At 43.7% G+C, this 15,610-nt stretch carries 15 protein-coding genes; 14 read left to right on the top strand and 1 reads right to left on the bottom strand.

The genetic code is table 11. The features are described from left to right. Positions 1-854 precede the first annotated feature (854 nt). The 12 genes from AC4MCC_RS04770 (at position 855) to pal (ending at position 13,281) form a co-directional block, all read left to right on the top strand. Entirely contained in the window at positions 855-2,492 is a 1,638-nt protein-coding gene (locus tag AC4MCC_RS04770) for a sodium:solute symporter family transporter (protein WP_491885737.1), read from the top strand. A gap of 11 nt (positions 2,493-2,503) precedes the next feature. Beyond that, positions 2,504-2,635 carry a putative transporter small subunit gene (locus AC4MCC_RS04765; RefSeq protein ID WP_004645659.1) on the top strand — a complete coding sequence of 44 codons (132 nt, stop codon included), beginning with the start codon at positions 2,504-2,506 and terminating at the stop codon, positions 2,633-2,635. A gap of 196 nt (positions 2,636-2,831) precedes the next feature. After that, positions 2,832-4,172: a deoxyguanosinetriphosphate triphosphohydrolase gene (locus AC4MCC_RS04760; protein ID WP_323713419.1), complete on the top strand. Its 1,341-nt coding sequence runs from the start codon at positions 2,832-2,834 to the stop codon at positions 4,170-4,172. A gap of 120 nt (positions 4,173-4,292) precedes the next feature. Continuing rightward, a complete protein-coding gene (ruvA, locus tag AC4MCC_RS04755; RefSeq protein WP_180010680.1) occupies positions 4,293-4,895 on the top strand; it encodes a Holliday junction branch migration protein RuvA in 603 nt (200 codons plus the stop codon). 221 nt (positions 4,896-5,116) lie between these two features. After that, positions 5,117-6,118 carry a Holliday junction branch migration DNA helicase RuvB gene (gene ruvB, locus AC4MCC_RS04750; protein WP_419365389.1) on the top strand — a complete coding sequence of 334 codons (1,002 nt, stop codon included), beginning with the start codon at positions 5,117-5,119 and terminating at the stop codon, positions 6,116-6,118. Positions 6,119-6,642: 524 nt separating this feature from the next. After that, a complete protein-coding gene (locus AC4MCC_RS04745; protein WP_491885736.1) occupies positions 6,643-7,992 on the top strand; it encodes an amidohydrolase in 1,350 nt (449 codons plus the stop codon). A gap of 260 nt (positions 7,993-8,252) precedes the next feature. Beyond that, entirely contained in the window at positions 8,253-8,660 is a 408-nt protein-coding gene (ybgC, locus tag AC4MCC_RS04740; RefSeq protein WP_034702794.1) for a tol-pal system-associated acyl-CoA thioesterase, read from the top strand. A 27-nt stretch (positions 8,661-8,687) separates the two neighbouring features. Then, positions 8,688-9,386, top strand: a complete 699-nt coding sequence (tolQ, locus tag AC4MCC_RS04735; RefSeq protein WP_180033454.1) for a protein TolQ — start codon at positions 8,688-8,690, stop codon at positions 9,384-9,386. Then, positions 9,386-9,835, top strand: coding sequence for a protein TolR (gene tolR, locus AC4MCC_RS04730; RefSeq protein WP_159124030.1), 450 nt, complete (start codon positions 9,386-9,388; stop codon positions 9,833-9,835). Before tolQ ends, tolR begins: the two co-directional genes overlap by 1 nt. 3 nt (positions 9,836-9,838) lie before the next feature. Next, complete coding sequence (tolA, locus tag AC4MCC_RS04725) at positions 9,839-11,167, top strand: cell envelope integrity protein TolA (RefSeq protein ID WP_491885735.1); 1,329 nt, start codon at positions 9,839-9,841, stop codon at positions 11,165-11,167. A gap of 202 nt (positions 11,168-11,369) precedes the next feature. Further along, entirely contained in the window at positions 11,370-12,653 is a 1,284-nt protein-coding gene (gene tolB, locus AC4MCC_RS04720) for a Tol-Pal system beta propeller repeat protein TolB (protein WP_419365429.1), read from the top strand. A gap of 55 nt (positions 12,654-12,708) precedes the next feature. Further along, complete coding sequence (gene pal, locus AC4MCC_RS04715) at positions 12,709-13,281, top strand: peptidoglycan-associated lipoprotein Pal (protein ID WP_004784608.1); 573 nt, start codon at positions 12,709-12,711, stop codon at positions 13,279-13,281. A gap of 90 nt (positions 13,282-13,371) precedes the next feature. Here the strand turns inward: pal and AC4MCC_RS04710 are convergent, their stop codons facing one another. Then, positions 13,372-13,557: an NF038105 family protein gene (locus AC4MCC_RS04710; RefSeq protein ID WP_491885734.1), complete on the bottom strand. Its 186-nt coding sequence runs from the start codon at positions 13,555-13,557 to the stop codon at positions 13,372-13,374. Between the two features lie 183 nt (positions 13,558-13,740). Here AC4MCC_RS04710 and AC4MCC_RS04705 point away from each other — a divergent pair, with 183 nt between their 5' ends. Next, the gene (locus AC4MCC_RS04705) at positions 13,741-14,715 is read left to right on the top strand and encodes a class 1 fructose-bisphosphatase (RefSeq protein WP_159124035.1); all 975 of its coding nucleotides are present in this window, start codon (positions 13,741-13,743) and stop codon (positions 14,713-14,715) included. Positions 14,716-14,764: 49 nt separating this feature from the next. Then, entirely contained in the window at positions 14,765-15,541 is a 777-nt protein-coding gene (locus AC4MCC_RS04700; RefSeq protein WP_491885733.1) for a TrmH family RNA methyltransferase, read from the top strand. Positions 15,542-15,610 lie beyond the last annotated feature (69 nt).

Raw genomic sequence — 15,610 nt, 5'->3', positions numbered from 1 at the left:
CCGTTTTCTGTACTACAAGGAACAGTTCTCCGCTGATCTCCGCCATTACAGTAACAGAGGCAAATTACTCCCCTCTATGAAAGAATAATTAATACTGAGTGGTATTTTAATCTGACATCATCTGCGGGGGAAAAACTGGACATCTATTCTCACCTTCTAAAAGAATAAAAATAAAGTTTCTTATTTGGGCCTTTTATTTTTTTATATTTGATTTTTATCTTCTCAGATCATAATTAAGCGAAATTTACTCATCTAAAAGACCAAAAAATATATCGACAAAATCCCCACCATATCCAATATTTTGAAATTCCATCATTTATTCATGAGCTCTATTATGTGTAAAAAACACAATATAAATAGCAAAATACCACTTATATTTATGAGGAAATTTACCAGGAATTATGAGGTTTATATAAAAAAATAATGAAGAAATGATTAATAATAAAATTTTGTTACCTTTTTTATTTAAGCCGTATTCTCAGGTTTTATTTAACTCGAAAAGTTTAAAATAAATATTTGTAATTGCTGAAAAATATAGAAAATTTTCTTTTTTATTCAACTAATAGAATAACAGGCCCACACGTCTATATCAGCTAAGAATCTTACCAAATAGACACTTCATCAGTAAATTTGATGATTTTATGTTAAGCTCTAGCCGAATTGCTGAGAAATTGTCTAAATTCTGGGCCTGGCAATGGTTTTTCCTTTCTGCTGTAGAGATGAATATAAATTCTATATTCGGACACTAATTTTTGATGTTCTATAGCTTCACTGCTCTGTCTATTTTAGAGCCTTAATCTGTCACCAATGATTTAATTTTCAAAAACAAAAGGTGACCCGCTTAAGGAGTATGTATGTTTCAATTCACTAGTACAGCAACTGTACTATTGATGGTGCTTTTCTATGGCATCACTTTTTTACTATCGTTACGTATTAAACAGAAAAATGAAAATGTTGATGGCTACATGGTCTCGAATGGCTCCATCGGATTTGGAATGTCTGCGGCCAGTATGACCGCCACCTGGATTTGGGCCGCATCATTTTATGCAGCAGCTTCATCCGGATATACATACGGCGTTTCCGGTGCCCTCCACTATGGTTTATGGGGTGCGCTGATGATTTTATTTATCTATCCCTTTGGCAAGCGCTTTCGTGAACTGGCGCCTAATGCACATACTCTGGCAGAAATCATGCATGCCCGGCATGGCAATCAAAGCCAGATGATTCTGGCGGGTTCCAATATTGTGGGTAGCGTAATCAGCCTGATGGTGAACTTTACCGCCGCTGGGGCACTGGTTGAGATTTTATCTCCTTTAAGCTTTATCCATGGCGTGCTGATTACCGGCATCGGTGTGCTGTCCTATACCCTTTGGTCGGGGTTCCGTTCCTCGGTCTTTACCGATTTCGGTCAGCTGGTGGCAATGATTGTCGCGGCTGTGATCATTATTCCAACCTTGTTCTTTACCTTAGGCGGATCCTCCCTGTTTCAAAGCGGGATTCATAACCTGCAACCAGAACAGCTGGATTTTTTCTCTAAAACAGCCTTTCTGGAACAAGGTGCACCGTTTTTTGTTGCCGTATTGGCCTACGCGATTGGTAATCAGACCATTGCCCAGCGCCTGTTTGCAGTCCGTGAAGACCTGATCAAACCAAGTTTTATCACTGCAACCATTGGTTATGCTGCAATTGTCATTGGTCTAGGCATGCTGGGGTTATTGGCACTATTTGCAGGTATTCAACCTATTGATGACAACCTGAATAACCTGATTCCGCAAATGGCAGCGACTTATCTTTCTCCATTTATGGTCGCGCTGTTATTCATCATGGTGATTGGAGCCCTGTCTTCTACCGCTGACTCGGATCTGTCTGCCCTGTCTGCGATTGTCATGACAGACATTTATGGCAAACAGATTGCGAAAAACCGTCCTGATCCAAAGAAAATGCTATTTATTGGCCGTATGACCATGATCGTTGCCACCATGCTGGGAATTGTGATTGCCACCTTGAAGTTTGACATTTTATCGATGCTGATTTTTGTGGGTGCACTTTGGGGCTCTATTGTGTTCCCGGTGATTGTCAGCCTGTATTGGGACAAGGTGAATGCCCGGGCCTTTAACTGGTCAGTGGGCCTCGCATTTTTCAGCTTTCTGATAGTACGTTTTGAATGGCTTCCGATTCAGGGATTGATCGCACTTGGCTTTGAACTCGTTGCGACCTTGGGTATTGGTGTGGTGCTGGGTCTGATGACCTTTGGTTTCTTCGGTAAAAAAGTGGGTCTGGTCGTTGGCATATTGGCCAGTATTGGTTTCATGCCATGGACCATCGGCTTCCTGCGTGAATACGGCACCTTGTTAAGCTCACTGACAGCTTATGGCAGTAGTGCGTTGGTATGTACTGTGTTGACGCTACTCTACAGCAAAGAAAAATTTGATTTTAAGCAAATCAACAAGATGGTGATTGAATTTCACCAGCTATCTGAGAAAAGTAAATAAGGAGATTTCAGATGACAAGTCAATTATTGACCCTATATGTACTTTTTTGGCCATTGGTGGCAAGCCTGGTCTTGTTCACGATTTGCCTGAATGTCTATAAAGACACACAACAGGCCAAGAAAAATGGCGAAGAGCTAATCTGATTCTTCGCTTTAAACAAAAAGCAGGCCATTGAGCCTGCTTTTTTATCGTTCATTTAATGATTTTGATTTTTAATTTTCAGTCTTTTCCAGCTGACTGAAATAACAATATGCAGCATGACAATTCATGTCGCACTGCCCTAGTGCTTTACGCTCTTTTTTGGCATGATGCAGAAAGTAGAGAACTGAATAATGATAAATGACTCAAATGCGTTGGTTGGAACTGCTTTCGACAGTTCGGATTGGTAGTAAAAAGCAGAGTACAGAACTGGCCCGTAGCCCGTTCCACAAAGATTATGACCGTATTATTTTTTCCCAGAGCTTCCGGCAGCTCAACCGTAAAACCCAGGTGCATCCTTTAACCCAGCACGATGGTATTCATACGCGCCTGACGCATTCACTGGAAGTCTCCTGTATTGGCCGCTCGCTAGGGATGTTGGCCGCAGAGAAAATTAAAGATCAGCTTCCACCTTGGGTGTCTCCCGCTGATGTGGGTGCAATTATTCAAGCCGCTTGTCTGGCCCATGATATTGGTAACCCGCCTTTTGGCCATGCCGGTGAATATGCGATCCGGGAATGGTTTGATGATGTATCACATACTGACTTCTTAAAAGATTTAAGCCCTGAACAGGAAGCAGATGTCCGCCAGTTTGAAGGCAATGCCCAAGGCCTGCGGCTTCTAACCAAGATTGACTATCATCCAAATGATGGTGGCATGCGCCTGACCTATGCCACTTTGGGTGCTTATTTAAAATATCCGTGGCTGTCAAAAACTATGGCATCGCAGGTAGATTTGCCTGCCAGTAGCCGCGCCAAGTTTGGCTGCTATCAGGCAGAAAAAGAGATTTTAAAGCAGATCGCGGAAGAGCTTGGACTGATCCAGCTCGGTGAGTATCAATATTGTCGTCACCCACTGACCTATTTACTCGAAGCAGCGGATGATATCTGCTATGCCCTGATTGACCTAGAAGATGGCATCAGCTTGAACATGCTCAGCTATGCTGAAGTGGAACCGGTATTTTTAAATCTGCTCGGAGATTATGGCACGCCTTCCGAGATTGGTATGCCTGACACGACCTGGCAACAGAAAATTGCTGCCCTGCGTGGCCGTGTGATGAAACGTCTAGTGAATGAAGTGACGACTGCTTTTGCACGCCATCATGACCAGATTCTGTCTGGCCAGTTACAAGGCACCTTACTACAGTATTGTTCCTCAGATATTGAAAGTGGTATTAATCGTGCCAAAGAACTGGCACGTGACAAGATATTTGAACATCCGCAGAAAGCAGGTCTAGAGATCATTGCCCATCAAAGTCTGCAAAATATTCTGGATGCCTTTATTCCCCTGACTACACCGCATAAAAACCTGAGCTTTAAGGAACAACGTTTAATGTCGATTCTGCAACGTTCAGGAGCGAATTTTAAAGACAGCCATTATGACAATATCATGCAGGTGCTGGATATTATCTCGAAATTCTCGGACCATCAGGCTTATAACCTGTCACAGGAATTGCAAGGCAATAAAGCCGGATTGTTATAAAACATCTTGCTGGATTAGATGCTTATTGCAGCAAAATCACCTGTTTTGCAGAAGGAGATTTTGCCTTTCCTGAAAATGCTGACTACTATGCTGCAAAACTGAATTGAGTAATGATAAAAGATGATTGGATGTCTGATTGGTGAAGTGCTGGCGCTGGAAGCACCGACTGTATTATTAAATGTGAATGGTGTGGGTTATGAAATTGATACACCACTCACCACTTTTTGCCAGTTGCAAAAAGGCCAGAAAATTACCTTGTGGACGCATCTGGCTGTACGTGAAGATGCACAATTACTGTATGGTTTTTTAAATGCTCAGGAAAAAACCATTTTCCGCACTTTATTAAAAGTGAACGGCGTTGGCCCGAAAATGGCACTCGGCATTCTTTCAACTTTAAGTGTGGAGATGCTGATCCATACTGTTGAAAATGAAGATGTAAATACCTTGGTTAAAGTCCCCGGTGTCGGCAAGAAAACGGCTGAACGTTTGATGATTGAACTGCGCGACCGCTTTAAAGCCATGTCTGCGGGCACTGCTCCAAGCAATTCGACAGCTCCACAAATTCAGTTTATGGGTAATTCAGCTGTAGCTGAAGCTGAAGCTGCACTACAGTCCTTAGGTTATAAACCGGCTGAGGCACAAAAACTGGTGAATGCAGCCAAAGGTGAGTTTACTGAAGCCAGCGACATTATCCGTGCTGCATTAAAGTCGATGAACCGTTAAGACCTATATAAACCTCATCGAAAAACAAATAGCAGGAGGCAGCATGGATGCTGCCCCAGAAATATGGCATAGGATGTGCCATTATTTCTGCAAAGGGTTTTGTTACTTTTGCCCTGTCAAAAGTAAGGTAATGCCTTCACAATGGCATCTGAATTTTTAATGCATTTTGAGGCTATGACTTTATTCACCTCAAATAAACCATAGAGATTGACTCAAAAGATATGCAAGACCGTCTCATCAGTGGTTCTGAAAAACCCGAAGATCATTTTGATCGTGCCATCCGCCCGACTTCCCTCGATGACTATATCGGTCAGCCCGTGGTGCGTGAGCAAATGGAAATCTTTATTGGCGCCGCACGTGGTCGTGCTGAAGCTCTCGATCATACTTTGATCTTTGGACCTCCAGGTCTAGGTAAAACGACGTTAGCGAATATTATTGCCCGTGAAATGGGGGGTAACCTGAAATCGACTTCCGGTCCAGTATTAGAACGTGCGGGCGATCTGGCGGCAATGCTGACCAATCTTGAAGAAGGTGATGTTCTGTTTATTGACGAGATTCACCGTCTGTCACCCGTGATTGAAGAAATCCTTTATCCAGCAATGGAAGACTACCAGCTGGATATCATGATTGGTGAAGGTCCTGCTGCCCGTTCGATTAAATTGGACTTACCACCATTTACTTTGGTCGCTGCAACGACACGTGCTGGTCTACTCACCTCTCCACTACGCGACCGTTTCGGGATTGTGCAGCGTCTGGAATTCTATTCGGTTGATGATCTGACTCATATTGTGAAACGTTCTGCCAGTCTGATGGATGTTCCAATGACCGAAGATGGTGCGAAAGAAATTGCACGTCGTGCACGTGGTACACCGCGTATTGCCAACCGTTTATTACGTCGTGTACGTGACTATGCTCAAGTCAAAGGCACGGGTGAAGTCACTCAGGAAATGGCTCAACGCGCATTAGATATGTTGAACGTGGATAAAGATGGCCTGGATACGCTTGACCGTCGTTACCTGTCGATGTTGCTAGAACGCTTTGATGGTGGCCCGGCGGGTGTAGAAGCTTTGGCAGCAGCAATGGCAGAAGATTCAGGTACTCTGGAAGATGTGATTGAGCCTTATCTGATTCAGCAAGGTTATGTGATGCGTACTGCGCGCGGTCGTATTGCGACCAATATGGCTTATTTACAATTTGGCATGACGCCGCCTGAGCCAAAGTAAAGATAAAATTCTTTTGGCTTAGCCATTTTTTATCATAAAGAAAAAGAGCTAATTGACTACTGCAATCAATTAGCTCCAAAAGCACAAACTTAAATCTTTATTATTAAGTAGTTTATTTAGCTATATAATTATTGCCCTTCAAACAAATACTTAGGCTATTTCTTTTAAAATTCTATCAATAATAATTATGAAATAATCAAAGCAACTTTAATGCCAAAATAGTATTTAACTTAGAGAAATAGTTGAAACTTACATAATGAGAGTTTTTTTAAATTAGATATAAATTCTCTTCAGCAATTCCTTATTCGTTTGAATTTTTTAAATAAAATAAACTATCAAATCTTATAATTACATAATTTTACAATGTTTTCCTCTATAAAATTCCCTTTATCAGCAAGTACTAAAAATGAATATACCAAAAAGGTATGAAACCCATACTCAGAGGGTTTTGGTCAAATGTAGTGCATTATGTAATGCTCAGGCATCACTTTAACTCTATTCAGATTTTTAAGGTTCTCCCTGATATGAACATGCATAAGACGCTTTCACTTTGTCTCCCTCTTCTATTCTGTAGTCAGCTGGCTTTAGCAGATTGGGTAGATGATTCAGTTAAAGCAGCCGAAGCGCATACCATCAAACTGCGCCAGCATATTCACCAGTATCCTGAACTGGGCAATATGGAATTCAAAACCTCGGAATTAGTACAAAAAGAATTAAAGTCCTATGGTATTGAAGTACGTAAAGGTTATGCCAAAACAGGCGTGATCGGCGTTCTAAAGGGTGCAAAACCTGGCCCAGTCATGGCATTACGTGCAGATATGGATGCCTTGCCGATTCAGGAAACGGCAACCGTACCTTTTGCCAGCAAGCAGAAAGGCATTTATCAAGGTAAGGCAACTTATGTGATGCATGCCTGCGGTCATGATGCGCATACTGCAATGCTACTAGGTGCCGCCAAAGTGCTCGCTGCTAATAAAGATAAGATTGCCGGAACCGTGGTGTTTGTATTCCAGCCTGCTGAAGAAGGCGGTGCAGATATTGATAACTTTAGCCAAGGCGATCAGATCGGCTCACGTAAAATGCTTGCCGATGGTGCACTCAAGAATCCTCAGCCTGAAGTCATTTTCGGGATGCATGTGATGGCTGGCATGCCAAGTGGCAATATTTTCTATAAAGATGGTGCGATTCTCAATAGCGCGGATCATTTACGTATACAGGTAGATGGCCATCAGGTACACGGTTCAATGCCTTGGGCAGGTCGCGATCCCATCTATGCTTCTGCACAGATGATTAATAATTTACAAAGTCTGGTAAGCCGTAAAGCAGATCTGACCAAAGGTATGGGCGTAGTCAGTATTGGGAGTATTCAGGGGGGTACCACTGGAAACGTGATTCCTAATCAGGTGAATATGGTCGGTACGATTCGTTCTAATAGTGAAGATGTGCGTCAAGGCATTTTAAAAGACTTGCCGAAAATGCTGGAACACAATGCCGCAGCCAATGATGTCAAAGTCAAAGTAGAAATTGCACCCTATGCGCCTGTTACCACCAATGATAAAACCTTGACCGAGTTGATGCGTCCGACTCTGGTTAAAGTGAATGGTGAAAATAAACTGCATCTACTTGATAACAATGCTAGTGCCAGTGAAGACTTCGCGTATTATGGCAAGCTGATGCCATCATTGTTTGTCTTCGTCGGTGCAACGCCAGCCGATCAGGACCCAGCCAAAGCAGCACCAAACCATAACCCGAATTTTATAGTCGATGATGCGACTTTAAAAACCGGCGTAGAAAGTCATGTCCGTTTTATACTGGATTATCCGAAAGTAGCCAATCAGGTACAAATGAGCTGGAAGCAAAATAACAAAAGCTGATTCTTAGTTCCTCCAGCATGAGTGACTGGTCTCATTCATGCTTTTACTTCGCCGTATTAATAAGCAATTGGCCGTTCCGTACTGGCTTAGCCCCTACTCCATCCAGATTTGACATCTTGTGCCATTGGTCTCAAAGCTCACAGTGCTAAACTTTGACGCGCTAAATTGCTTGACTTTTGGAATGAATAAGGCAAATTCTAAGCCTGCTCCAGCCTCTAAAAACAAGCAATAATTTCGTAAAATCTGCATGGAACAAAACTATGGCGAATCACTTTGAATTCAATATCCGCGTCTATATTGAAGATACTGATGCGGGTGGCATTGTCTACCACGCTAACCATATTCGCTATATGGAACGTACCCGTACTGAATGGTTACGTGCTTCCGGAGTGAGTCACTACTGGCATCAGTCCGACTATAACTTTGTTGTGCACAAAATTAATGTCAAATATATGCGTCCAATCCTCATGGATGACCTGATTACCGTGACTGCACGTGTCATTTCATGTAAAGCTTCATCATTTGTATTGCAACAAAATATTTATCGTGGTGAAATCATGCTTGCATCAGGTGAGGTTGAGTTGGCATGTATCAGTGCAGAGATGCGACCACGTCGACTCCCGGATGAAATCCGCGAACTAATTCAAAAAGAATTGGAACAAGACTAAAAAAATTATTTGGCACACGTAACAGCTATGGCAACTCAGTTAGAATCATCTCTTCAAGTCTCAGATCTTATTTTACAAGCAAGCCCTGTCGTACAACTGGTGATGCTTTCTCTCCTGTTAGCCTCGTTGTACAGCTGGTACCTGATTGCTAAGTTAACCATGAGCTATAAAAAGGCTCAGGCTGACGACGATCATTTCCAGAAAATTTTCTGGTCAGGTGCCGAACTCAAGACGCTTTATAACAATGCCCAGCTCAATTCCAAACGTACTGGTCTGGAAGATATCTTCTATCAGGGTCTGGGCGAGTTCCTTAAACTTAAAAAACGCCATGCTCCAACTGCCCAGTCAATTGAAGGAACCGAACGTATTCTGCGGGTAGGTTTAAGTCGTGATCAGGGACATCTGGAACAAGGCTTGGGTGCGCTGGCCAGTATTGGTTCAGTCGCTCCTTATGTCGGTCTGTTTGGTACCGTCTGGGGCATCATGAATGCCTTTATTGGTCTGGCAGATGTGGATCAGGTCACTTTGGCCACTGTCGCACCTGGTATTGCAGAGGCCCTGATTGCAACGGCGATTGGTTTATTTGCTGCAATTCCTGCGGTTTTAGCCTTTAACCATTTCACATCTAAAGGTGAAGCACTGTACTCTGACCGTGCCCTATTCGCTGAAGAAATGGTGGCGCTGCTGCAACGTCAATCTGTGGGCGCTACGCAGGACAATGACTAATGGCCATTCAACGTTCAGGACGCTTCGAGCGCATTAAAAAACCACTGAAAAGTGACATGAATGTGGTGCCCTACATCGATGTGATGCTGGTACTTCTGGTCATTTTCATGGTGACTGCCCCAATGATTACCAGTGGCATCAAGGTCGATTTGCCGCAGGCCAATGGCTTACCGATCGAATCCAAAGATGCGCCTACGATCGTCACTTTAAAAGAAGATGGTACTTATTTTCTGGAATATAAAAATCAGACCACAGGTCCTGTCACCCTAGAGGCTTTGACGCAGACTTTGATAGAAGCGCAAAGCACTGCGGAAAGTGAAAACAAGGTCCTCAATGTCGTGATCAATGGTCATACCACCCGCCCTTATGGCGATGTGATGGCCTTAATGTCAAGCCTGCAGGATGCGGGTTTGTCCCAAGTGGGTTTACTGACCAAGCCATTAGAATAAAGTATGAAAAATTATCAGAAACCACCGTTTCAGAAGAAAGCAATTGCGATTGGGTTTACGCTAGGAATCCATGCAGTTGCTTTGGTGGGCCTGCTTTTTCTGGGGATGAGTAAGCCACCTGAACCGCCAAAACAGATTAAAACGGTCTTAATTAAACCTGAAGACCTCAAGCCGGTGACTCGTGAAGAAACCGAATTTGAAGAAACTGCACATGAAAATATTGCAGAAGAAATTACCCAAACTGCTGAACCCAGTGTAGAGCCTGCACCTATAGTGCCAACAGCAGCTGCACCGGCACCCCCACAGATCGATATTCAAAAAGCTCAGCAAGAAGCAAAAGCAGCAGAGCTTGCTCAAGCCAAAGCCGCCCAGCAAGCAGCCGAAGCAGCAAAACGTGCTGAAGCTGCTGACCAGGCAAAACAGGCTGCTGCCAAAGCCAAAGCAGAGGCTGCACAAAAATCTAAAGCCGAAGCTGAAGCAGCGCGTAAGGCTGAAGTAGAAGCACAGCGTAAAGCCGATGCTGCGCAAAAAGCCAAACTTGAAGCGCAGAAAAAGGCTGATTTAGCCGCCAAGCAAAAAGCAGAGGCTCAAGCCAAGGCAAAAGCGGATGCTGCTGCAAAAGCCAAGGCAGATGCCGAAGCTAAACGTAAAGCCGATGCGGCAGCAAAAGCTAAAGCAGAGGCGGATGCTAAACATAAAGCTGACGCTGCGGCAAAAGCCAAAGCAGAGGCTGAAGCTAAACGTAAAGCTGACGCGGCTGCGAAGGCTAAAGCGGAAGCAGATGCCAAGCACAAAGCTGACGCTGCGGCGAAAGCTAAAGCAGAGGCCGAAGTTAAACGTAAAGCTGATGCCGCTGCGAAGGCCAAAGCGGATGCTGATGCCAAGCATAAAGCTGACGCTGCGGCGAAAGCTAAAGCAGAGGCCGAAGCTAAACGTAAAGCTGATGCGGCTGCGAAGGCCAAAGCGGATGCAGATGCGAAAGCCAAGGCAGAAGCTGATGCCAAAGCCTCTGCAGCCAAACAGGCTGCTGAAGAAGCTGCACAGAAAAAAGCGGAATCTAAGCGAATTGCCTCTACTGCAAAACGTGATTTCGAAAATAAAATCAGACGTGCATGGGATACCCCTGTGGGCTCTTCAGGCCAGAAAGCGACTGCTCGGGTCACTTTGAGCGATAGTGGTTCTGTAGTTTCTGTGGTGGTGAGTGCCAGTGATCCAGATATGAAAGCCAGTGTAGAAGCGGCAGTACGTGCTGCTGCACCTTATCCAATGCCTTCAGATCGGGATGCACGCCGTGAAGCACGAAGTTTTACTTCAACCTTTACAGCTCATTAATGAAAAACAGCCATAATAAAGAAAAAGTGTTATGGCTGTTTTTTTGAGTTAAACTTCAATTGAAACAGATTAAATAATAATCACTCCCCATAGTGATATAACAGTTTGATGATAAATTCGTGGTCTATTTCGCATAAATCCATGCGATGATGTAGCCCAATCACTTATAAATAACTCCGTTGATTTGAGTAAATAACGAATGATGGAAAAGACACGCAAACACCTACTCTGCCTTGCAATCATGACCACTTTGGGTGCGGTCACTGCGACCCAGTCTCAGGCCCAACTGCATCTGGAAATTACCAAAGCTCCTGAAGCTGCTCCTAAAATTGCCATTGTGCCTTTTAGCCAGGATCAGAGTATTTATCCGGTGGTGGAAAATGACCTGAATCGTTCTGGAAAATTCGCCAGTGCCTCGAAGAATTTACCTGCTACAGCACAACTAAATTCGCCAAATGCTGAAGCATGGGCAGCTGCAGGCGTACCCTATGTGGTAACCGGTTCATCCAAGACCAATCCGGATGGGTCTTATAGCATTCAGTATCAATTGTATGATGTCGAAAAACGTCAATACTTATTGAATGAGTTGCTGACTGTTCCTGCATCACGTACCCGTCAGGCAGCCCATATGATCAGTGATGCGATCTATCAGGCATTAACCGGTATTCCGGGAGATTTCACCGGCCGTATTGCTTATGTGTTACGTAACCCGGCAACGCCTGATCAGCGTTATACCTTACAGATTGCCGATACGGATGGTGAACAGCCAAAGACCATTTTGACTTCGCGTGATCCAATCCTGTCACCTGCCTGGACACCAGATGCAAAAAAAATTGCATATGTATCTTTTGAAACCAAACGTCCGGCCATTTATGTACAGGATCTGGCGACTGGTCAGCGTGAAAAGCTGGCCAGCTTCCGTGGTTTAAACGGTGCGCCAAGCGTCTCTCCAGATGGTAAGAGCATGCTATTTACGGCGTCTATGCATGGTAATCCGGAAATCTATCAGATGAATCTGGAAACACGCCAATTAAAACGCATGACCAACGATAGCGCAATTGATACAGAAGCACGTTATGCGCCGGATGGAAAATCATTTATCTTTACTTCAGATCGTGGTGGTTCTCCGCAGATTTACCGCTATGATTTCAATAATGAAAGTACCAAACGTCTGACTTTCCGTGGCGCATTTAATGCCCGCGCGACCTTAAGTGCAGATGGTAAGAAACTTGCATTGGTTCATCGTCCAAGTGGCAGTAACTATAAAGTGGCTGTACAGGATATTAGCTCAGGTGTGACCAATATCCTGACGCCAACCAGCCTGGATGAATCACCTAGCTTCTCGCCAAATGGTCAGATGGTGGTCTATGCCACTCGCGAAGGTAACCGTGGATTGTTATCCATCATGTCTCTTGATGGCCGGTTCCGCATGAATCTGCCAAGTGAAACAGGTGAAGTCCGTGAACCTGCTTGGGCACCAAAATAATAGTTCAATATTTATAAATGCTTTACCCCATAATCAACCTTCATGGAGATGAAGAATGAACAAAGTAAAATTATTTGCACTTCCTTTACTTGCAGCTGCAGTCGTAATGACTGGTTGTGCCAGCCGTAAACCAGCAGCTGAAGTCCAAACTGGCAACTTGGACACCAGTGGCACCACTACTGTAAGCACTGAAGGTCTAAGTGAAGATGCAGCTCTAAGCGCCCAAAATATGGCCGGTGCATCTGCTAAAGGTGTAACTGCAGAAAATAAGGCTTATTTAGCTAAACGCGTGGTTCACTTTGACTATGACAGCAGTGAACTGAGCAATGACGATATCCGTACTCTACAAGCACATGCCCAGTTCCTGATGGCAAATGCCAATTCTCGTGTAGCCTTAACAGGTCATACAGATGAACGCGGTACACGTGAATACAACATGGCACTTGGTGAACGTCGTGCCAAAGCAGTAGAAAGTTTCCTGATCACTTCTGGTGTAAATGCAGGCCAACTTGAAGCAGTGAGCTATGGTAAAGAAATGCCAGTTAATCCTGGCCATGATGAAAGTGCGTGGAAAGAAAACCGCCGTGTAGAAATCAACTACGAAGCTGTTCCACCACTACTAAAATAAGTGATCATTTAAATAATGCATCATTCATAAAAAAGCACTCAATTGAGTGCTTTTTTATTAGGAAGATATTTGAAAGATCAAAGAATAAGATTATTCTTTGCCTTCACCTTCTTCTGCAGTTTGCATGGATTCAATCATGTCGTGTTTATTGAATTTTTTGTATTCAGGTTTTACTTCGTAATCTTTCCACGCTTCTTTCATCTTGTCTTCAGAAATTTCATCGAGATTAATCGCTTCGCTCGGCGTTGGAGTCGCATCAAACTTTAATGTTGTCATCTCTGTGCTCCTATGATCATTTTTTCCTTTGATTCAACATAGCACTTTCCACAGGAGTTGCAAGGGCAAAATCACAACAAATAATTCAGTTTAATTGTCCTTTTCGAACGTTCTCATCTAAAATATAGCCGTATATCGTTTTGATCTTTTTCCCCCGATTATAAGTCTTGGAGTTTTTCCCTTATGTCATACCGCACCTTATCCCAATTCCTACAACAACAAAGCGGGAACCTCACACCTGAACTTGCACAAGTGATTGAAACAATTGGAAATACCTGCAAGCGTATTGACCAACTCCTGCAAAAAGGTGCTCTAGCGGGTGTATTAGGTAGTGCTCAGCATGAAAATGTTCAAGGCGAAGAGCAAAAGAAACTGGACGTGATTTCTAATGATTATCTGATTGATGCATTAAAAGTACATCCACATGTAGGCGGTTTAGCGTCTGAAGAACTGGATGAATTCACTTCAGCCCAGGAAAATGGTCAATATCTAGTATTGTTCGATCCACTTGATGGTTCAAGCAATATTGATATCAACATGTGTGTGGGTACCATCTTTTCGATTCTTCCTGCAAAAAATAGTGTAACTCAGGCAGAAGACTTTATGCAGGCTGGTGTCAATCAGGTTGCTGCTGGTTATGTGCTGTATGGCCCATCAACCATGATGGCACTTACTGTGGGTGCTGGTGTTGTTTTCTTTACTTTCGATCCTGAAACTCAAGAATTCCTGCTGACTTCTGAAGCGATTCAGGTGGCTGCTGATACTAAAGAATATGCAATCAATGCATCGAATCAGCGTCACTGGGAAGCGCCTGTACAGCGCTATATCGATGAGTTGCTAGCAGGTAAAACAGGTCCTCGCGCCAAAGATTTCAATATGCGCTGGGTCGCTTGTATGGTTGGCGATATTCACCGTATTCTGTGCCGTAGCGGGATCTTCATGTACCCGTACGACTTGAAAGACCCAACTAAAGCAGGTCGTTTACGTTTAATGTATGAAGCCAATCCAATGAGTATGCTGATGGAACAGGCTGGCGGTGCATCAACGACTGGTCGTGTCCGCATTCTTGAAATCGAACCTACAAATCTGCATCAACGTGTTCCTGTCATCATTGGTTCAAAAAATGAAGTTGAGCTTGTGACCAGCTACCACCACTAATTTTTAAACGGCAGTTGATCCTTGATTGACTGCCGTGGACTTTCTTCTTATGCCAACCATCTTCCTTGAATCCAAAGACAATCCTAAAATTAAACACTTACGCGGTTTAATTGAACAGAATTCTTATCGAAAAAAACAAGGACAAACTGTGCTTGAAGGCACGCACCTGTGTCTTGCATGGTTACATGAAAACAAGAAAATCAATTCGATCTTCACGACTGAACATGCTTTAGCGCATCCTGATTTTGACATTATTTTAAACAAATATACCGGTGCGGTCTTTGTCATTGGTGAATCGCTTTATAAGGACCTGAGTACCTTAGGCACTTCGATTGCCTGTATGGCGATTGTCGATATTCCAAGCTCAAGCCAGGCACTTGATTTTACGGCTGATACCCTGATCCTTGAAAATGTGCAGGATCCCGGCAATGTCGGCACCTTGCTACGTTCAGCAGCAGCTGCCGGTATTGATCAAGTCATTTGTACCAAGGGTTCAGCGTCTCTTTGGTCACCACGCGTATTACGTGCAGGTATGGGCGCGCATTTTTCTTTGCAAACTTTTGAAAATATTGCACTAGAAGACCTTTTACCGCAATTCAAGATTCCGGTATATGTTACCAGCTCACATCGTTCTAGCAGCCTGTATAGCAAGGACTTGCGTAAAGCTTGCGTCTGGATTCTGGGCAATGAAGGTCAAGGCGTATCTGACTATGCACTGCAACATGCCGAAGCGGTGACTATTCCACAGCCAGGTGGACAGGAATCCCTGAATGTTGCAATTGCAGGCTCTATCTGTTTCTTTGAGATGGTGCGTCAACGTATCTAATACGGTATTTAGGTTACATTGTTTTAATTCCAGTCAGTGTATTTATAAAATAGATTACACTACAAAAAT

The sequence above is a fragment of the Acinetobacter sp. CAU_H_56 genome (assembly GCF_058599425.1).
The sequence above is the reverse complement of the archived record's forward strand: the minus strand, read 5'-3'. Positions and strand labels throughout refer to the sequence as shown.